The organism is Marinococcus sp. LNSP9103-4, assembly GCF_056034345.1.
This window is the reverse complement of the sequence record NZ_JBQLIA010000008.1, coordinates 15,703-35,802: the sequence shown is the minus strand read 5'-3', so window position 1 is coordinate 35,802 and position 20,100 is coordinate 15,703. Positions and strand designations below refer to the sequence as shown.

General features: G+C 48.7%; 19 protein-coding genes. All 19 read left to right on the top strand.

What is annotated here, in order from left to right; all coding sequences use genetic code 11:
* Positions 1-2: 2 nt before the first annotated feature.
* Positions 3-1,994, top strand: coding sequence for a methionine--tRNA ligase (gene metG / locus ACTRXG_RS07535; protein ID WP_474284539.1), 1,992 nt, complete (start codon positions 3-5; stop codon positions 1,992-1,994).
* Positions 1,995-2,012: 18 nt separating this feature from the next.
* Positions 2,013-2,777 (top strand): TatD family hydrolase, encoded by a 765-nt coding sequence (locus ACTRXG_RS07530; protein ID WP_474284497.1) that lies wholly within the window; start codon positions 2,013-2,015, stop codon positions 2,775-2,777.
* An 88-nt stretch (positions 2,778-2,865) separates the two neighbouring features.
* Positions 2,866-3,432 (top strand): ribonuclease M5, encoded by a 567-nt coding sequence (gene rnmV / locus ACTRXG_RS07525; protein WP_091615040.1) that lies wholly within the window; start codon positions 2,866-2,868, stop codon positions 3,430-3,432.
* Positions 3,429-4,307, top strand: a complete 879-nt coding sequence (gene rsmA, locus ACTRXG_RS07520) for a 16S rRNA (adenine(1518)-N(6)/adenine(1519)-N(6))-dimethyltransferase RsmA (protein ID WP_474284496.1) — start codon at positions 3,429-3,431, stop codon at positions 4,305-4,307. Before rnmV ends, rsmA begins: the two co-directional genes overlap by 4 nt.
* Positions 4,308-4,427: 120 nt before the next feature.
* Positions 4,428-4,682: a Veg family protein gene (locus ACTRXG_RS07515; RefSeq protein ID WP_022792872.1), complete on the top strand. Its 255-nt coding sequence runs from the start codon at positions 4,428-4,430 to the stop codon at positions 4,680-4,682.
* Positions 4,683-4,933: 251 nt separating this feature from the next.
* Complete coding sequence (gene ispE / locus ACTRXG_RS07510; RefSeq protein WP_027847189.1) at positions 4,934-5,797, top strand: 4-(cytidine 5'-diphospho)-2-C-methyl-D-erythritol kinase; 864 nt, start codon at positions 4,934-4,936, stop codon at positions 5,795-5,797.
* Between the two features lie 59 nt (positions 5,798-5,856).
* Entirely contained in the window at positions 5,857-6,699 is an 843-nt protein-coding gene (gene purR, locus ACTRXG_RS07505) for a pur operon repressor (protein ID WP_474261167.1), read from the top strand.
* Positions 6,696-7,073: a RidA family protein gene (locus ACTRXG_RS07500; protein WP_322525282.1), complete on the top strand. Its 378-nt coding sequence runs from the start codon at positions 6,696-6,698 to the stop codon at positions 7,071-7,073. The genes purR and ACTRXG_RS07500 overlap by 4 nt, the downstream gene beginning before the upstream one ends.
* Before the next feature lie 341 nt (positions 7,074-7,414).
* Complete coding sequence (gene spoVG, locus ACTRXG_RS07495) at positions 7,415-7,711, top strand: septation regulator SpoVG (RefSeq protein WP_091615031.1); 297 nt, start codon at positions 7,415-7,417, stop codon at positions 7,709-7,711.
* 185 nt (positions 7,712-7,896) lie between these two features.
* Complete coding sequence (gene glmU / locus ACTRXG_RS07490) at positions 7,897-9,285, top strand: bifunctional UDP-N-acetylglucosamine diphosphorylase/glucosamine-1-phosphate N-acetyltransferase GlmU (RefSeq protein ID WP_474261165.1); 1,389 nt, start codon at positions 7,897-7,899, stop codon at positions 9,283-9,285.
* 16 nt (positions 9,286-9,301) lie between these two features.
* The gene (locus tag ACTRXG_RS07485; RefSeq protein WP_091615026.1) at positions 9,302-10,252 is read left to right on the top strand and encodes a ribose-phosphate diphosphokinase; all 951 of its coding nucleotides are present in this window, start codon (positions 9,302-9,304) and stop codon (positions 10,250-10,252) included.
* Between the two features lie 126 nt (positions 10,253-10,378).
* A complete protein-coding gene (locus ACTRXG_RS07480; RefSeq protein WP_474261164.1) occupies positions 10,379-11,047 on the top strand; it encodes a 50S ribosomal protein L25/general stress protein Ctc in 669 nt (222 codons plus the stop codon).
* Positions 11,048-11,280: 233 nt separating this feature from the next.
* On the top strand, positions 11,281-11,835 hold the full coding sequence (pth, locus tag ACTRXG_RS07475; protein WP_474261163.1) for an aminoacyl-tRNA hydrolase: 555 nt from the start codon (positions 11,281-11,283) through the stop codon (positions 11,833-11,835).
* A gap of 82 nt (positions 11,836-11,917) precedes the next feature.
* Entirely contained in the window at positions 11,918-15,457 is a 3,540-nt protein-coding gene (mfd, locus tag ACTRXG_RS07470; RefSeq protein ID WP_474284495.1) for a transcription-repair coupling factor, read from the top strand.
* Between the two features lie 25 nt (positions 15,458-15,482).
* Positions 15,483-17,045 (top strand): putative polysaccharide biosynthesis protein, encoded by a 1,563-nt coding sequence (locus tag ACTRXG_RS07465; RefSeq protein WP_474284494.1) that lies wholly within the window; start codon positions 15,483-15,485, stop codon positions 17,043-17,045.
* Positions 17,045-18,529, top strand: coding sequence for a bifunctional methyltransferase/pyrophosphohydrolase YabN (gene yabN / locus ACTRXG_RS07460; RefSeq protein WP_474284493.1), 1,485 nt, complete (start codon positions 17,045-17,047; stop codon positions 18,527-18,529). The genes ACTRXG_RS07465 and yabN overlap by 1 nt, the downstream gene beginning before the upstream one ends.
* A 2-nt stretch (positions 18,530-18,531) precedes the next feature.
* The gene (locus ACTRXG_RS07455; protein ID WP_091615012.1) at positions 18,532-18,786 is read left to right on the top strand and encodes an RNA-binding S4 domain-containing protein; all 255 of its coding nucleotides are present in this window, start codon (positions 18,532-18,534) and stop codon (positions 18,784-18,786) included.
* A gap of 221 nt (positions 18,787-19,007) precedes the next feature.
* On the top strand, positions 19,008-19,400 hold the full coding sequence (locus ACTRXG_RS07450) for an FtsB family cell division protein (RefSeq protein WP_474261159.1): 393 nt from the start codon (positions 19,008-19,010) through the stop codon (positions 19,398-19,400).
* A 129-nt stretch (positions 19,401-19,529) separates the two neighbouring features.
* Positions 19,530-19,967 (top strand): S1 domain-containing RNA-binding protein, encoded by a 438-nt coding sequence (locus ACTRXG_RS07445; RefSeq protein ID WP_322525271.1) that lies wholly within the window; start codon positions 19,530-19,532, stop codon positions 19,965-19,967.
* The last annotated feature ends 133 nt before the right edge of the window (positions 19,968-20,100 follow it).

The following is a 20,100-nucleotide window of genomic DNA, read 5'->3' as shown; positions in this document are numbered from 1 at the left end:
ACATAAATATGCCAGAAGAAAAGAATACTTTTTATTTAACGACGCCGATTTATTATCCGAGTGGAAAGCTTCATATTGGACATGCGTATACGACAGTAGCCGGAGATGCTCTCGCCCGCTACAAGCGCCTGAGAGGCTACGATGTAAAGTACTTAACCGGAACTGATGAACACGGGCAGAAAATTGAAAGAAAGGCGGAGGAAAACGGGGTCAGTCCGCAGCAGTTCGTCGATGATGCAGCGCAGAACATTAAGCAGCTGTGGGACAAATTAAATATTACCTACGATGATTTTATCCGCACGACTGAAGACCGTCACCGTGATGCTGTACAGATCATCTTTGAAAAGCTGAAAGAAAACGGCGATATCTATCTGAGCGAATACGAAGGCTGGTATTCGGTGCCGGACGAAACCTTCTATACAGAAACCCAGCTCGAAGAGAAACAGTACGATGAAGCAGGCAACGTAACCGCCGGTATCAGTCCGGAAAGCGGCCACCCGGTAGAGAAGGTGCGGGAAAAATCGTATTTTTTCAAAATGAGCAAGTATGCGGACCGCCTGCTTCAGTTTTATGAAGATAATCCGGAATTTATCCAGCCGGAATCCCGTAAGAATGAAATGATTAATAACTTTATCAAACCGGGTCTCGGGGATTTGTCCATTTCAAGAACGACCTTTGAATGGGGCATTCCTGTCAAAAGCGACCCGGAGCATGTAGTGTATGTATGGATTGACGCATTGAGCAACTACATCACCTCGCTCGGCTACACGACAGAGCAAGACGAAGAATACCAAAAATACTGGCCGGCGGATGTGCATATTGTCGGCAAGGAAATCGTGCGTTTCCATACTATTTACTGGCCGATTATGCTGATGGCCCTCGATCTGCCGCTTCCGAAGAAAGTGTTCGGCCACGGATGGCTTTTGATGAAGGACGGAAAAATGTCGAAGTCCAAAGGTAATGTGGTGGACCCGATTCCGCTTGTTGACCGCTACGGTTTGGATGCTGTCCGCTACTATCTGCTCCGGGAGGTACCGTTTGGCTCCGACGGAGTGTTCACGCCGGAAGGGTTTGTGGACCGGCTGAACTATGATCTCGCAAACGATCTGGGCAATCTTTTAAATCGTACCGTGGCAATGATTAACAAATATTTTGACGGCTCCATCCCGGCTTATGTGAAGGACGCGAGTCCGTATGATGCTTCGCTGCTTGAGCTGATAGAGGCAACCGTCACTAAGGTAGAAAATGCGGTTGAAGAGATGGAGTTTTCAGTGGCTCTGACAGCCATATGGCAGCTTATCAGCCGGACAAATAAATATATTGATGAAACGCAGCCGTGGATTCTTGCAAGAGATGAAAGCGAGCGGGAAGTTCTCGGCTCCGTGCTTTACCATCTGGCGGAATCTCTGCGGGTAATCAGTATACTGATTCAGCCGTTTATGACAGAAACGCCGAAGAGCATCTGGTCGCAGCTTGGTATAGATAAAGAAATTACAGGCTGGGTAACGACAAAATCCTTCGCCCATATAAAAGAAGGCACCAGAGTAGCCGGTAAGGCCGTGCCTGTCTTCCCTCGTCTTCAGCAGGAGGATGAAGTGAAGTATATTATTGAGTCGATGGGTGGTACAGTGAAAGCAGAAGCAGAAGAGGAAGAGGAAACAGAAGAAAATGGGGAAATCACAATTGATGACTTTGGCAAAGTGGAGCTGAAGGTAGCGGAAATCATCGACGCAGAACCAGTCAAAAAGGCTAATAAGCTGCTTAAAATTCAGCTTGACGTAGGGGATGAGAAGCGTCAGGTCGTTTCCGGCATTGCAGAGCATTACACCCCGGAGGATTTAAAAGGCCGGAAGGTGATCTGTGTGACCAACCTGAAAGCGGTGAAGCTTCGGGGAGAATGGTCGGAAGGAATGATCCTGGCTGCTTCTAAAGGAAAAGAACTGACGCTTGCCACTATCGATCAGGCTCTTCCAAACGGATCGGTCGTGAATTAAAGAAAGGACGAGAATGTGATGCTTTTTGATACGCATGTTCATCTGAACGTAGAACAATTCGAAGGAGAAGTCGCAGAAACGATCGAACGGGCTAAAGAAGCCGGGGTTGATTACATGACGGTCGTCGGCTTTGACCGGGAGACGATTCCTAAAGCTATAGAACTGGCGGAAACGTACGATTTTATTTATGCAGCAGTCGGCTGGCATCCGGTCGACGCTGTTGACATGACCGATGAGGACCTGGAATGGCTTGAGGAACTCGCCGGCCATCCCCGGGTTGTAGCCCTCGGAGAAATGGGGCTCGATTATCACTGGGACAAATCCCCGAAGGATGTACAAAAAAAGGTATTCCGCCGGCAGATCCACCTGGCAAAGAAAGTGAACATGCCGATCATTATTCATGACCGCGAGGCCCATGATGATATTGTCGATCTGCTGGAAGAAGAAAATGCGGGAGAAGTCGGCGGTATTATGCACTGCTTTGGTGGCACTGCCGAAACCGCGAAGCGCTGTATGGATATGAATTTTTATATTTCCTTTGGCGGTCCGGTCACGTTCAAAAACGCAAAGCTTCCCAAGGAAGTAAGCAGGGAAATTCCGATGGACCGGCTGCTGGTGGAAACCGACTGTCCGTTTTTGGCCCCGCACCCATACCGGGGCAAGCGGAATGAACCTGCATACGTAAAGCTGGTAGCTGAAAAAATCGCAGAATTGAAAGAAATTCCGTATGAGGAATTGGCTGAACAGACGACAAAAAACGCTAAACAGCTTTTTCGTCTGTAAACGATGAACGGGCCCGCTCTTTCCATGAAAATGGAAAAGCGGGCTGTATCATAGCAAAAGACTAAATTGACTTAGAAGGAAGGTAACCGTGCGTATTTACGAATGTATCGTAGTGGAGGGCAAATCTGATACCGCAGCTGTCCGCAACGCGGTGGAGGCAGACACCATTGAAACAAACGGCTCGGCAGTAAGTGAGGAAGCGCTCCGCCGGATTGAACTGGCCAGGGAGCGGAGAGGGGTCATTATTTTAACTGATCCGGACGTTCCGGGCGAGAGAATCCGACGGATAGTCAGCCGGCGCGTGCCGGGGTGCAAGCACGCTTTCTTAACAAAAGGTAAAGCCTTCGGGAGCCCGGGCCAGAGTCTGGGGGTGGAGCACGCTTCTGCAGAAACGATCCGTGAAGCCTTAAGGCACGTGCGCAGCGAAAAAGAGCATCCGGAAGTGACAGCAGCAGTGACAAGGCAGGACCTCCTGGAGCTTGGGCTGTTCGCCGGAAGCGGCTCTAGAGATAAACGCGCCCGCCTGGGGGAAATACTGAACATCGGCTATGCCAATGGAAAGCAGTTTTTGAAAAGGCTGGAGATGTTTCAAATCAGCCAGGCTGAATTTACCGCAGCATATGAACAATTATTGGAAGAGGAGGAGAAGGCGTGAAGGATATAGCAACCCCGGGGCGGACGAAGGATATACTGGAAAGACACGGATTTGCGTTTAAAAAAAGCCTGGGACAAAATTTCTTAATCGACGCAAACATTTTAACGCGCATTGCCCAGGCAGCGGGCATAGAGCCGGAAGACGGGGTCATAGAGGTGGGTCCCGGCATTGGGGCCCTCACAGAGCATCTCGCAAAACAGGCCGGGCAGGTGGAGGCATTCGAAATCGACCAGCGCCTGTTTCCGATTCTTGAAGAAACGATGGCTCCTTATCCGCACGTCCGGGTGCACCACCGCGATATTCTGCAGGTGGACCTCGAGGCGTTTATTCATGAACACATGAGTGAGTGCCGAAGTGTATCCGTCGTAGGGAACCTTCCGTATTACGTTACCACTCCTATACTGATGGCAGTGCTTGAACAGAGGCTGCCGATTAAAAACATTGTGATCATGCTGCAAAAAGAAGTGGCAGAGCGAATGGAGGCCGTGCCCGGTACAAAAGCCTACGGATCTTTATCCATAGCGGTACAATATTTTGCGGAAACAGAAAAGGTGATGACCGTTCCGAAAACCGTTTTTATTCCGCAGCCGAGAGTCGATTCACTGATTCTCCGCCTGAGAAAACGTTCTGCTCCGCCAGTGCATGTAGTGAACGAGGAATTCTTTTTCCGGCTGGTGCGCGCATCATTTGTACAGCGCAGAAAAACCCTCTGGAACAATTTGCTGAACCAGCTGGCCGGAGCGGAGGGCAAAGGCAGACTGCTGCAGGCGTTTGAGCAGACTGGCATCGATCCGGGAAGACGTGGTGAAACGCTTTCCATGGAGGAATTTGCTCTATTATCCAATGAACTTGCTCCTTTTTATCAAGAATTTTAAGACATTCGGAAAAAGAAGATTTAGTAATTGACATTCAAATTAAAGAATTGGTATAATGAAAAATTTTTGACAACTAACCCGGGTTATGTTAACATGATTTTTAGTGAGGTGGGTTAGACAATGGGAAAAACATTGGTGGAGATTAAAGAAGCGTTGGATTTAAAAGTAGGTAAACGAGTTACGGTAATTGCTAATGGCGGACGCAAGAAAACCGTCGAACGTTCCGGGTATTTAGAGGAAACATATCCTTCCGTCTTTATTGTCAAACTGGACAGAGCCCAGCATCCTGTCGAACGTCTTTCTTACAGCTATACAGATGTACTCACCCAGACAGTCAAACTGTATCTAACGGAAGAAGAAGAGCTTCAGGCTTAACTAACACATACGAATGCAGTCCCCGGACAGCATACAGGCTTTCTGCGCTAAGCGGAAAGCTTTTTTCATTTTTAAAGCCATGTTGAAGAAAGAACAGCAAAAGGCTGGCGAAAGCCCGGTTTCCAAATTTACGTGCGCCTGCGGGAGTAAGGGAAGCTTTTCCTGCTGTACATGCTGCAGTTTTTCAACTAAAATGTTAGAAGGTTGAAAGTACGGTAAACGTGGAGGAAGATGAGAGAAGGAGAATGATGGTGAAGTTATCAAAAAAGGCTCCGGCGAAAATAAATCTGACGCTCGATGTTTTAGGTAAACGGGCAGATGGCTATCACGAAGTAAAAATGGTGATGGCCCAGGTGGATTTGGCTGATCGTCTGGAGTTTGAGCGAAGAAAAGATGGAAAAATTGTCGTGCAAATGTCAGAGGGCTTTCTTCCGGAAGACCATAGAAACCTGGCGTACCAGGCTGCAAAGCTGTTAAAGGATAAATACCGTATTGCTTATGGCGTGTCGATTTTCATACATAAAAACATCCCTGTCGCTGCCGGACTCGCCGGTGGCAGCAGTGATGCCGCAGCTACGCTGCGGGGAGTGAATGAGCTGTGGGAAATCGGCGCGGACATGGAGGAACTGGCAGAAATTGGGGCGCTAATCGGCTCGGACGTCTCCTTTTGCGTACACGGGGGAACGGCGATCGCTACCGGACGGGGAGAGCAGATTGAGCACATTGACCCGCCCCCGTCCTGTTGGGTAATTTTAGCTAAACCTCCTACAGGTGTTTCCACCGGGGAAATTTACCGCAGAATCGACGCAGCTAAAAAACGTCAGGAGATGACCCCGGCGATGGTGGAAGCGATTCGGAATAACAATTATGAACAGCTTTGCCGCTCTTTATCCAATACCCTTGAAGAAGTAACTCTGCCGCTTTATCCCGAAGTGGGGCAGATTAAAGCCCGCATGCTCGATTCCGGTGTGGATGCTGCACTGATGAGCGGCAGCGGTCCTACTGTTTTCGGGCTGGTGGATAAGGAAAGCAAAGTAAGCCGTGTGTATAATGCGTTGCGTGGTTTCTGCTCCCAAGTGTACGCGGTTCGCCTGTTGAACAACCGAAACGCTTGATAAAATCCGTATGAAAATGGTATATTCTTGCTAAATATTCGGATTTTACGGAGGTAAGCATGAAAAAACTGAAACGAAGCGGCCGATTGGTTGATATGACCAATTTTTTACTGCAGCATCCACATGAACTTATCTCTCTTGGTTATTTTACGGAGAGGTATGATTCCGCCAAATCCTCGGTAAGTGAAGATTTGACTATCATTAAAGAAATTTTTGAAACCCAGGGCGTTGGGGCACTGCGTACGGTAGCAGGCGCGAGCGGCGGCGTGCGATATGTACCAAAAGTGGAAAAAAGCACCGCAGAATTGTTTGTCGGAGACCTGTGTGAAAAACTGGAAAACAAAGAACGGCTGCTGCCTGGAGGGTATTTATATATGATGGATATCCTTGGGCGTCCACGTACGATGAACGAAGTGGGGAAAATGTTTGCTTCTGTTTTTGCGGACAGGCAGATTGATGCCATTGTCACTGTGGCTATGAAAGGCATCCCGCTTGGACACGCGATTGGTACGTATCTTGACGTACCTGTAAGTATTGTCCGAAGAGACCACCGGGTTACGGAAGGATCGACCGTGAGCATCAATTACGTGTCAGGTTCATCGAGACGCATTCAGACAATGTCCTTAGCGCGGAGGAGCCTGCCGGAAGGATCTAACGTCCTTGTAGTGGATGATTTCATGAAAGCAGGCGGTACGGTGAGCGGAATGATAGAGCTGCTGCAGGAGTTCCGGGCAAATGTGGCAGGCATCGGAGTGCTTGTGGAAGCTGAAGGCGCGGGAGAGCGTCTAGTGGATGATTACGTAAGCATTGCAAGAGTGGAAGAGGTAAACGAAAAGACAAAAAATATCCGTGTAGTTCCCGGTAATTTTCTAACAAAGCTCGAAAAGGAGAGATCACGATGAAGGAAGTATTTACTAAGCAGGCTCCAGAGGCCATTGGTCCGTATTCGCAGGGCATTAAGGTAAACAATGTATTTTACAGCTCCGGCCAGATTCCTTTAACGACGGCTGGTGAAGTTGTAAGCGGTGGAGTTGAAGAGCAGACGCACCAGGTTTTTCAGAATCTGCAGGCAGTACTTGCTGAAGCCGGTTCTTCGCTGAATCATGTTATTAAGGCAACCGTATTTATTAAAGATATGGATGAATTTCCGGTTATTAATGAAGTGTATGGTTCTTACTTTCAGGAGCATCAGCCGGCCCGTTCTTGTGTCGAAGTCGCCCGTCTCCCTAAGGATGTAAAAGTGGAAATTGAAGTTATTGCTTTACTGGCTTCATAAAAAACAGTGCTCTGTGCTGCCTTCGCGAATGGCAGCCGGGGTGCTGTTTTTTTGCGATATGGGTAGAAAAGAGCATAAAACAGGCCGATAAGAAGAATAACGGAAAGATTTTTAAAGACAGGACTTTTAGCTCGAGCAAAAAGATATGGTAACATACATGAAACATCGTTATACTGAATACATGTTTATATACTTTAAATCAAATATATCTGCAGACGATTTTTTGTCCGAGCAGGACTTTGCGGAATAATATAGAAATCAATAATCAGCCTCTTTACGCTTGATGCGAAAGAAGAGATACATATAGATGAAAGAGTTAATAAACCAAAGGTGGTGAAAACATGCAGGTAACAGATGTCAGGCTGCGCCGGGTAAATACTGATGGACGGATGAGAGCGATTGCTTCTATTACATTTGATGAAGAGTTTGTGGTCCATGATATTCGGGTCATTGATGGAAATAACGGTCTCTTTGTTGCTATGCCGAGTAAACGCACCCCTGATGGGGAATTCCGTGATATTGCCCATCCTATTTCGTCAGCAGCGAGAGAAAAGATCCAGTCCGCTGTATTGGCAGAATATGAGGAGCAGGAACAGCAGCCCGCAGAAAAAAATTTTAACGAAGCCGGCGCTTCGTAACTTCATACGTACCAGGGCAGCGATAACGGTCTCGATGGGGCCGTTATTTATTTTTGGCTGTAAACGAAATCGGGTGGATAGGTAAACGTTCATTATGTAGAATAGGTAATAGTGTATTCTTGAAAACCTACAGCTTTTAAGATATTATTCTTAATGGACAAAAATGCGCATATGGAGGAACCTACATGAACAATCGCTATGCCGTTATTTTAGCTGCCGGAAAAGGCACCCGCATGAAATCCAGTCTCTATAAAGTACTTCATCCTGTCTGCGGAAAACCGATGGTGGAGCACGTAGTGGATGAGCTCGAAGACGCCGGTGTCGATCAATTGGTGACGGTGACCGGCCACGGGGCGGAAGCTGTCGAAGAGCATTTAAAAGAGCGTACTTCCTATGTTCTTCAGGAGGAACAGCTTGGCACGGCTCATGCTGTAATGCAGACAAGGCAGATGCTTGAGGGGAAAAAAGGAACGACTATCGTTGCGTGTGGAGATACTCCACTGATCCAGGGGAGCACGATGCAGGCGCTGATGGATCATCATGAACAAACGGAAGCAAAAGCAAGCATTTTAACAGCCGTAGCAGACGACCCCGCCGGGTACGGACGGGTCATCCGGGGAAGCAGCGGGGAAGTTGTCCGTATCGTTGAACATAAGGATGCAGACGAAACGGAAAAAAGCATCCGGGAAATTAATACGGGGACCTACTGCTTTGATAATGAAGCCTTGTTTCATGCCCTCAGCCAGGTGGATAACAACAACGTTCAGGGGGAATATTACCTTCCTGATGTTATTGGTATCCTTCAGGAACAGGGAGAAACCGTATCTGCCTGGACCACCCCGGACTTTTCTGAGACAATCGGGGTGAACGATCGTGTGGCTTTATCCCAGGCTGAAAAAGCCATGAAGCGCCGCATTAATGAACATTGGATGCGCCAGGGAGTAACTATCATTGATCCGGAGAATACTTATATCTCCAAGGAATCTGTGATCGGAGCTGATACAGTAATTGAGCCCGGGACAATTCTCCGCGGCAGTGTACATGTAGGAACCTCCTGCCAGCTAGGCCCGCATTCAGAAATCAGCAACGCAGTAATTGGCAGCGAAACAGTGGTCCGTCAATCGACAGTGACGGACAGCGAGGTAGGAAACTCCGTACAAATCGGCCCTTATGCCCACGTCCGGCCGGCTTCGTCAATCGGTGATGAAGCCAAAATCGGCAATTTTGTTGAAATCAAGAAAGCCTCCATCGGACAGGGAAGCAAAACGTCCCACCTCAGCTACATTGGAGATGCAGAGGTAGGAAAAAATGTGAATATCGGCTGCGGCTCCATTACTGTTAATTACGACGGTATGGGCAAGCATTTAACGAAAATCGAAGATAACGTATTTATCGGATGCAACTCCAATCTTGTAGCTCCGGTAAACGTTGGGAAAGGCGCTTACGTAGCAGCAGGTTCCACTATTACTTCGGATGTGCCGGAGGATGCGCTTTCCATTGCACGGGCAAGGCAAACGAATAAAGAAAACTATGTAAGTGAAAAATTAAATGCAGATAAAAAGCAAAACAAGTGACGGAGGGAATTAAAAAATGTCCACGATGGATCGCTCCAATTTGAAAGTATTCACCCTGAACTCGAATCCAAGGCTCGCAGAGGAAATTGTTGAACAGATCGGTACAACAATGGGGCTCAGCTCTGTAAAACGATTCAGTGACGGCGAAGTGCAGATAAACATTGAAGAAAGTATCCGCGGCTGCGATGTCTTTTTGGTCCAGTCAACTTCAGACCCGGCCAATGAACATCTAATGGAGCTTTTGATTATGATCGATGCCATGAAGCGGGCTTCGGCAAAAACGATCAGCGTTGTCCTCCCTTATTACGGTTACGCACGTCAGGACCGTAAGGCCCGGGCGAGAGAGCCTATTACAGCAAAGCTGATTGCCAATCTGCTGGAGACAGCTGGAGCGACCAGAATTTTGAGCCTGGACCTGCACGCGACGCAAATTCAGGGATTCTTCGATATTCCGGTGGATCAGCTGCAGGGAGAGCCTATTTTGTCCCGTCACTTCAACGAAAAAGGCCTGGAAGATCTCGTTATTGTATCGCCTGACCACGGAGGCGTGGTGCGCGCACGCAGAATGGCAGACCGCTTAAAGGCTCCTATTGCGATTATTGATAAGCGCCGGCCGCGTCCAAATGTTTCAGAGGTTATGAATATCGTCGGTGACGTAAAAGGCAAAACGGCAATCATTATTGATGATATTATTGATACCGCCGGAACAATTACTCTCGCAGCGGATGCGTTAATCGAGTCGGGCGCAAACCATGTGTATGCGTGCTGCACCCATCCGGTACTTTCCGGCCCGGCAATAGAAAGAATCGAAAATTCCAGGATTGAAGAACTTGTCGTAACAAACTCCATCGTGCTCCCGGAAGAGAAAAATATCGATAAAGTAACACAGCTTTCCGTCGGCCCGCTTATGGCTAAAGCAATTATTAACGTCTTTGAGCAGACTTCGGTCAGCCGCTTGTTTAATTAATCTACAAGAAAATCAATGGTTTGAATAAGCCATTGATTTTTGATGTGGATTCTGGTATAATTCTGTCTCAAGTGGGCAAAATTACGCGAACACGTGAAAATAAAATTTAATTATGAGGTGAATACCATGGCTACGCAGTTAACTGCAGCTCGTCGTCCTGAAACAAAACAGTCAGTGACGAAAAAACTCCGCAGAGAGGGCACGATTCCAGCCGTTATTTATGGCAAGAAAACGGAAAGCCAGCCTATCTCTGTCGACAACGTTACATTCCTAAAAACGATCCGTGAAGCCGGGAAGAACGGCATCATTGATCTGACTATTGAAGGCGAAAACAAAAAGCACCAGGTCATCGTGCATGATATGCAGGTTGACTCCATCAAGGATTACTTTATCCATGTTGACTTCTTTGAAGTAGACATGACTTCCGAAATGGAAGCAGACGTTGCTGTAAGCCTCGAAGGCGAAGCGCCAGGGGAAAAAGACGGCGGCGTTGTCTCCCACATGATGTTCAATATTACTGTCAGCGCACTGCCTGCTGAAATTCCTGACAGCATCAGCGTGGACATTTCGACATTGAATGTCGGCGACTCCATTCAGGTAGCAGATCTTCCAGAAGGTTTGAACTACACGATTACGAGTGAGCCGGAAGAAACGATTGTTACTGTTCTTGTACCGGAAGAAGAGCCGGAAGAGCCAGGCGAAGAAGAAGCAGAAGAGCCTGAGCTTGTAGATGCGGATGAAGAATCCGAAGAAGGCGGTTCTGAAGAAGGCAGCAACGACAACAACAATTCATAATCACTGCACCAAAGCTGACGGAGGGCGTGCTGCCTTCCGTCATAAATAAAGATCGCAGGCGACTCTGTTTTACAGGCGCCCTGCGATCTTTATTTATGCTATGCTGTTAAGCTGAAATATCTTAAAATAAGACAAGCACTGTAATCGTTTTAAACGTCAAGAAGCAGTTTTTTTAGTACAATATGAAGAAGCAGCCTGAACATTATACGTACGAGGCAGAGCGGGGGACCAGCATGAAATTTATTGTCGGGTTAGGCAACCCGGGAAAAAAATATAAAAAGACACGTCATAACGTCGGATTTGAAGCTGTTGAAGAGCTCGCTTCCATGTGGAAGCTGTCATGGAAAAAGAGCAAGTGGAGGAGCGAAACTGCCGAAACAATGGCAGGGGGCGAAAAAGTGATACTGGTAAAGCCTTTGACTTATATGAATCTTTCGGGAGAAGCGGTGGGCCCGATGCTTGATTTTTATAAAGCGTCCCCGGAAGACGTTCTAGTTGTGTATGATGACCTGGATCTCGTTCCCGGCACGGTCCGCCTGCGTAAAAAAGGCGGGCACGGCGGCCATAACGGTATACGCTCGTTAATTGAACATCTGGGTACGAAGGAATTCAAGCGGCTCCGCATTGGCATTGGAAAGCCGGAGAAGGCTTCTGTGATCGACTATGTTCTCGGCACCTTTCCACCGGAAGAGAGAAAGCATATGGATGAGGCAGTCAAAAAGGCCGCAGCCTCGGCGGAAGCATGGAGCAGTAAATCATTTGATGAAGTGATGAACGAGTTTAATTAATAAAACGGGGTGGGACTGCCAGGTTCCGCTCCCCTTTTGCGTGATAAAAAAAAGAGATCGCCATAAACAGGGAGGAACGAGCATGAAGGGTTTACCATCGATATTGGCCTCCAATCCGGAGATCAGCGCAGTTATCAGCGACCTCCAAAACGGGGTTTCGGAGCAGCTGATTTCAGGGCTCAGCGGCTCGGCAAGAACGTTATTTATGACGCTTGCCCAGGAGAAGACGCAAAAGCCTCAGCTGGTAGTGACGCATACGTTGTATCAGGCGCAGAAGCTGTACGATGATTTGTTGGAATGGTCAGAAAAGGACGTATTAATTTATCCGGTCAATGAGCTTATTTCTGCTGAAATTGCGGTAGCGAGCCCGGAAATGAGGTCGCAGCGGATTGAAGTGCTCGACCGTCTGGTCAGCGGCTTTGACGGAATTATTGTAAGCCCGGTGGCCGGGCTGCGCCGTCTGCTGCCTCCGCCTGCTGTCTGGGAAGCAGCCCAGTGGCCGCTGCATAACGGGGACGATCTTGATCTGGATGCGTTTCAGCAATTTCTCTATGCTTCCGGCTACCAGCGGGCCGATATGGTGGCGGCTCCCGGTGAATTCAGCATTCGCGGCGGTATTATTGACATTTACTCGCTTACAGCGGACAATCCGGTGCGCCTGGAGCTGTTTGATACAGAAATTGATTCTCTTCGTTTGTTTAATCCGGAGGACCAGAGGACAATTGAACAGATTACTAAAGTGAATATTAGTCCGGCTCAGGAGACAATTCTTTATCCGGAACAGTTTCAGCGCGCAGCCTCGCAGCTTGAAGACAGCCTGGGCAAAACGCTGAAAAAGGTCAAGGACGAGACCGTGAAACAGAAGGTGCAGGAGCGCCTGTCGGAAGAGCGGGAGCAGCTGCTGCAGCACGTACGTTTTCAAAGTCTGTACAAATATATGCAGTTTTTCTATGAAGAGCCGGCTACCCTGAGCAATTATTTTTCCCCGGAAACGGTCTTTTTTATCGATGAAGTGAGCCGGGTACAGGAAACAGCAGAACGGCTGGATGAAGAAGAGGCAGAATGGCGGACAAACATGGTGGAGCAGGGGGAGCTGCCGGTAGAGATGCAGCTTTCGGTGCCGTTCCATACGCTTATGAAAAACATCGATTTTCCGAAGGTGCTTTTTTCTTTATTCACCCGCAGTTTATCCGAGTTTCACCCGCGCCGGGTGGCGAACGTCACGAGCAAGGCGATGCAGCAGTTCCACGGTCAGCTGCCGGTATTGAAAAATGAAATTGAACGCTGGCAGAACGGCGGATTTCGTATCGTTTTTGCCGCTGAGACCAAAGACCGGCTCGAACGGCTGCAGAGAATTCTCGATGATTACGGAGTAGAAGCAGAGCGCGCAGACAAGGATGGACCGTTTACGCCGGGACGGCCTGCTATTGTGCAGGGGCGGCTCGACAGCGGATTTGAACTGCCGCTGGAGAAGCTTGCCGTCATTACAGAGCAGGAGACGTTCACCAAGCAGGTGCGCCGCTCAAGACGCCGGGAAAAGCTGAACAATGCCGAACGTATCAAGAGCTATTCGGAGCTGCAGGTGGGAGACCTTGTGGTTCACGTGAACCACGGCATCGGGAAATACCTGGGGATGGAAACTCTGGACGTTGGAGGAGTGCACCAGGATTTCTTAAACGTGTCCTATGCGGGCAACGATAAACTGTATGTGCCGGTCGAACAGATTGACCAGGTTCAAAAGTATGTGGGGTCAGAAGAAAAGGATCCGAAAATCTATAAACTCGGCGGCAACGACTGGAAGCGTGTAAAACGCAAAGTACAGTCCTCTGTGGAAGACATCGCCGACGACCTGATCAAGCTGTATGCAGAACGGGAGGCTACGAAAGGGCACGCCTTTAACCGGTATGCAATGGAAGAGCAGGCGTTTGCCGCTACGTTCCCTTACCAGGAAACGGAGGATCAGATAAAAGCAATTGAAGAAATCCGTGAAGACATGGAGCGCGAACGTCCGATGGACCGCCTGTTGTGTGGGGATGTCGGCTACGGAAAAACAGAGGTGGCGATACGGGCAGCGTTCAAGGCAGTAATGGACGGCAAGCAGGTGGCCATTTTGGTGCCGACAACGATTTTGGCCCAGCAGCATTTCGATACGCTCACCGAGCGTTTTGCCGAGCAACCGATCAACATCGGCTTAATGAGCCGCTTCCGGACGAAAAAACAGCAGAACGAAACAACCCGGGGACTGAAAGCAGGAAGCGTCGATATTGTGATCGGCACGCACCGTGTGCTTTCCAAGGACGTACAGTTTCATGATTTAGGTCTGCTGATTGTCGACGAAGAACAGCGGTTTGGAGTTACTCATAAAGAGAAAATCAAACGGCTTAAGGCAAACATTGACGTGTTAACGCTGACGGCGACGCCAATTCCAAGAACGCTGCATATGTCGATGCTCGGTGTTCGTGATCTTTCAGTTATTGAGACCCCGCCGGAAAATCGTTTTCCGGTACAGACGTATGTGATGGAATACAATCCGACGCTCGTTAAAGAAGCCATAGAACGTGAAATCAGCCGTGGCGGCCAGGTGTACTTTATGCATAACCGGGTGGATAATATCAGCCGGATGGCTGACCAGATTTCGATGCTTGTGCCGGAAGCAGAGGTCGCCTACGCTCACGGACAGATGAATGAGCAGGAGCTTGAATCAGTCATGGTGGAGTTTTTAGAGGGCAACAAGGATGTACTGGTCACAACAACGATTATAGAAACAGGAGTCGATATCCCGAACGTGAATACGCTTATTATTAACAATGCTGACCGGATGGGACTTTCTCAGCTGTATCAGATCCGCGGCCGGGTCGGCAGGTCCAATCGCGTAGCGTATTCGTATTTCACGTACCAGCGCGACAAAGTGCTTTCTGAGGTTGCGGAAAAGCGGCTGCAGGCGATCAAGGAATTTACGGAGCTCGGCTCGGGCTTTAAGATTGCCATGAGAGATCTTTCCATCCGCGGCACGGGTAATCTGCTCGGTGCAGAGCAGCATGGCTACATTGAATCCGTTGGCTTTGATTTGTACTCACAGATGCTTAAAGAAGCTATTGAAGAACGTAAGGGAGATAAGCCGAAGCAGCAGGAGCCGGAGATGGAGATGAATATGAAAGCAGATGCCTACATCCCTGACTTTTATATTGACGACTCCAAGCAGAAAATAGAGATGTATAAACGCTTCCGTGGGCTTGAGACACTTGAGGATATGGAAGATCTGCAGAGTGAGATGATCGACCGCTTCGGGGAATACCCGGTGGAAGTGGAAAAGCTGTTTATTCTCAGTAATATTCGTCTGCGCGCGGAAGCTTCCGGAGTGGAGTCGGTTTCCCAGGAGGCTAACAAAACCATTATTCTGGTGAGTGAAAAAGCAAGCAGTGAAGCAGATGGTGCTTCGCTGTTCGGACTTGTAAATGATCTGGGACGTCATATAGGTATCGGGACCAGCGGGAAAAAGATTCAGATATCAGTGCAGCACCAGCGGCTCGAAGAAATGAAAATACTCACTTCTGTGCAGGCGGTCGTAAAAGGGGTACAGGAAGCAAAAAAAGAGCCGGAAGAAACAACGTCCACGAAATAGAGCGGGCGGATGGAAGGGACCGAAGATGACAAATGACAAACGCTCTTTCGCGCGTTTACTAAAAAGCGTTTCCCTGCTGACAGCAGCTGCCCTGATAGGAAAAGTATTCAGCGCTGTTTACCGGATTCCATACCAGAATATGACCGGAGATATTGGGTATTATGTTTACCAGCAGGTGTACCCGTTCTACGGTATAGCGATGATTCTTGCTCTTTACGGATTTCCGGCTGTACTGGCTGGTGAAATGATACAGCAGAAAAAAGCATCCGACCGGCTTGAAACGATGAAAGCGGCTGGAGTGGTGCTGATATCTGCAGGAGTATCGGCTTTTGTGCTTTTGTTTCTTTTTGCGCCTGTGGTGGCTGGATTCATGGGAGATGAACAGCTTACGCCGGTACTTCGTATGACTTCATTCGTCTTTCTCCTCGTGCCTGTACTTTCGCTTGGACGCGGATATTACCAGGGCAGAGGGAAAATGGAGCCGACAGCTTTATCGCATGTAGTAGAGCAGGTGTGCCGGGTAACCTTTATTTTGTTGTCTGCCTGGGCAGCAGTATCGGCTGGGCAGGGGGTATATAACGTAGGTGCCGGAGCTATGGGAGCTTCCATAGCAGGCGCCGGTGTTGGGGCTTTGATTCTGCTGTTTCTCGGGTGGTTTCAGCATCGTCGCAAACCACTGCCTTTTCTTTTTCGGGGAGCCGGAAACGAGTATAAAACAATGGTGAAAAAACTGCTTATCCCGGGGGTAGTTGCCTGTCTCGGTGCAATGGTGTTTTTATTTTATCAATGGATAGATGCGTTTACTGTAGTCCCCGGCCTTGAGGCTTACGGTGTTTCCGGACAGGATGCAAAAGAAACGAAGGGTGTTCTGGACCGGGCACAGCCGCTTCTCCAGTTCGGCACGGTAGTATCTACGGCGCTCGCAGCAGCTGTACTCCCTTCGCTGCGCGGACAGGAAGGAGTTTTCCTCGGTGGGCTTGCTCTTCGGATCAGTCTGGTTATCGGCGGAGCGGCGGCTGTAGGCCTTTATACAGTAGCTGACTTTGTGAATGTGATGCTGTTTGAAAACAGCAGGGGAACAGAGCTTATGGCTGCGCTCGCTATTTCACTTCTGTTTAGCGGATGGATTGTAACTGCGAACGCGATTCTCCAGGGGGGAGGCTATGTACGGATAGCTGCCGGATCAATAGTGGCTGGAGGAATCATAAAGCTCGTCGGAAATATAGTGCTTATACCGTCCTTTGGCGCAGTTGGTGCAGCTGCGGCAACGATCGGCGGCCTTGCTGTTACGAGCCTTCTGCAGGGAGCGCTTCTGCAGAAGTACCGGCTGATTTCCTGGCCTTCCCCCAGGTGGTGCGTCTGCTGGGTGACTCTTTTAGTCCTGCTTGGCGCTGGACTGTGGATGCTGCAGCTGCCTGCCGCCAGCGTAGACGCACGGACGGTCGCTGGCATGTGGGCCCTGGGTCTGGCCGGGGCCGGCGTGACATTGTGCCTTGCTCTTGTCAAAGGCTTAAAACTTTTCGAACGCCAGGAGTGGAACATATTTTCCGCAGGCGGAAATAAGAATGAAAAGAGGGGGACTTCCTAATGAATAATGCAGACACGCGACCAGTTATTACCATTTTAGGGCTCGGAGCAGGAGATGCCGGGCAGCTCCCCCTGGACGTTTACCGTCGTCTCCGCGCAGCTTCCTCTCTGTATTTACGTACCAGGGAGCACCCGGTAGTCAGAGAGCTTCAGGAAGAGCTGCCGGCGCATAAAACCTTTGACCAGGTCTACGAACAGACAGATTCGTTTGAAGAGGCATACGGAATAATGACGGAAGAGCTGCTTATGGCTTCCAAAGCTTCCGGGGAAATTTGTTACGCAGTCCCGGGTCATCCGCTAGTGGCAGAAATGGTGGTGCAGCACCTGCTTGAAGCAGAAAAGGCCGAAAAATGCCGGGTGGACATCGTGGGCGGACAAAGCTTTTTAGACCCTGTCTTTGCATCCCTGCGGCTGGATCCGAGTGAAGGCTTCCAGCTGCTGGATGCGACGGCGCTGAAAAGAGAAGACGTGCAGACCTCCACCCATTTGCTGCTTACCCAGGTGTACGATCGTATGACAGCTTCAGAGGTGAAGCTGACGCTGATGGAGCTGTATCCGGAAGAGCACACCGTACACATGATTTCCGGAGCGGGAACCGGAACAGAACGGCTTCAGAAGCTGCCGCTGTACGAGCTTGACCGCGAAGACTTTGTCGATAATCTAATGTCCGTTTATGTGCCGCCGCTGCCGTTTTCGGCCCGGTTCGGAGACTGGGACAAATTGCGCAGCATTATCGCCTCTCTCCGGGCTCCGGACGGGTGCCCATGGGACAGGAAACAAACGCACCAATCGCTGAAAAAATACCTGCTCGAAGAAACCTATGAAGTATTAAGTGCCATCGATGCTGAAGACGACGACAACCTGCAGGAAGAGCTGGGGGACATTTTGCTTCAGGTGATGCTTCATGCTCAAATTGGGGAAGAAGAAGGCTTTTTCACCATTGATGATGTGGTGGAATCAGTAACGGAAAAAATGATCCGCCGGCATCCACACGTGTTTGCAGAGTCAGCGGCGGCTACCCCGGAAGAAGTGAACACGCAGTGGGAACAGATTAAAAAAGCTGAAAAAAGCAAAGATGGCGAAGAGGATTCTGTACTAGCGGATATTCCGCAGGCAATGCCGGCACTAATGAGAGCCTACGAAATTCAGAAAAAGGCAGCAAAGGCCGGGTTCGACTGGGGCGATGATGCTCCGATGTGGGACAAGCTCCACGAAGAAATAGACGAATGGAAAGCGGAGCTTCGTGCAGAAAACGAACAAAACAGCTCAAAGGAATTTGGGGATATTTTATTTGTGCTCGTTAATCTTGCCCGGTTCTTTCGCGTACATCCGGAGGAAGCGCTCGAACAGACGAACCAGAAGTTTTTCCGTCGTTTTGCCTACATTGAGCAGAAAATGAATGAAGAAAACCGGCACTGGAAGGAAGAAAACTTTCTGCAGACAGCGGAAGCATGGTGGCAGGAAGCGAAGAAGGAGGAACGGTAACGGTGAGAATAGATAAGTTTTTAAAGGTGTCCCGGCTGATTAAGCGAAGAACTCTTGCAAAGGAAGTAGCTGCCCAGGGACGCATTACGGTAAACGGTAATCAGGCGAAAGCCGGAACGGAAGTAAAGCCTGGGGATGAAATCATCGTACGTTTTGCTTCGAAGACATTAAAATTAAGAGTGGAAGCCATTAAAGATACAACGAAAAAAGATGAAGCAGAATCGATGTATACACTGATGGAAGAAGAAAGCAAATAATACGAACGGCCGTTCCTTTTTGGGGCGGCTTTATTATTTAGTATGGAAGAAAACCTGCGAAAACAGAAAAAATAAAGCGAAAAACTGTAATAAAGAGGAAAAACCGTGTTGAAACTCTTTCGCTGCTCCGTTATGATTAACATAACTAAAATCGTAAACGGTTTATAAAGCGCTTGTTTTACAACAAAGCTTGCAGAGACAAGCGAAGGAGGAGCTCTTGATTGATTGAAGAAAAGAAAAAAGTAACAAACATTCATAGACCGCACTCCCACCAGCAGACACAAACAGATGCCCGTAAAGAAGCCTCAGTACAGAAGCAGCGCCGTGGATTGAAAAAAAGAATGACTGCTTTAACCGTTGTTACTGCCTTTGTCGTCATATTAATGGGAATTACTTTATTCTCACAGTGGCAGACCATTGCAGCCAATAATGAGGAGCAGCATCAGATGGAAGAGCAGATGGCGAACCTTGAGGATAAAGAAGCGGATTTAAATCAGCAGGTGGAGGATTACAACGACCTTGATTACATAGCAGAAGTCGCCCGGGAAGAGTATTATTTAACTAAAGAAGGGGAAACGCTTTATAAACTTCCGGAAAGCGATTCATCTAATTGACATTGTTTTTTGGCTTCGAGTATAATTACTTGGACACAGAGAAATTGAAAACGTGAGGCGTTTCTCTTTCTTTTGCACTAATCTCTTTTTATATTTCATATAGGATCCATAAGGAGGAGCATTTTTTAGATGGCAATTGAAGTGGGCAGCAAGATACAGGGCAAGGTTACCGGCATTACGAAGTTTGGCGCTTTTGTAGAAGTGGAGCCGGGAAAAACGGGTCTCGTTCACATTAGTGAAGTCGCGGATAAATACGTGGAAAACATCAGTGATTTTCTGTCCGTCGGGGATGAAGTGACAGTAAAGGTGATGAAGGTAGAGGATGATGGAAAAATCGGACTCTCCATCCGTAAGGCGCAGGACCGTCCTCAGGAAGAACGCCCGAAAAGCAGCGGCAGCGGTCGCCCAAAAAGCGGGGGAGACCGGCCACGTGGAGGATCGAAGCCTCCGCAGCAGCGTCCGGCAAGCTTTGAAGACAAAATGAGCAGCTTCATGAAAGACAGTGAAGAACGCCTGGCCACTATCCGTAAGCAAACTGAAAAACGAGGAAAAAAATCCCGCAAGTAATGCCGAAAGCTTCCAACCCTGGAGAGAGCCTGCCAACGCACGGCAGGCTCTCTTTGTTTGGGGAAATGCTTCAGCAGAAATTAATTTCATAGCGCATATTGACTTTTAATACAAAAACAATTTATAATCGTGA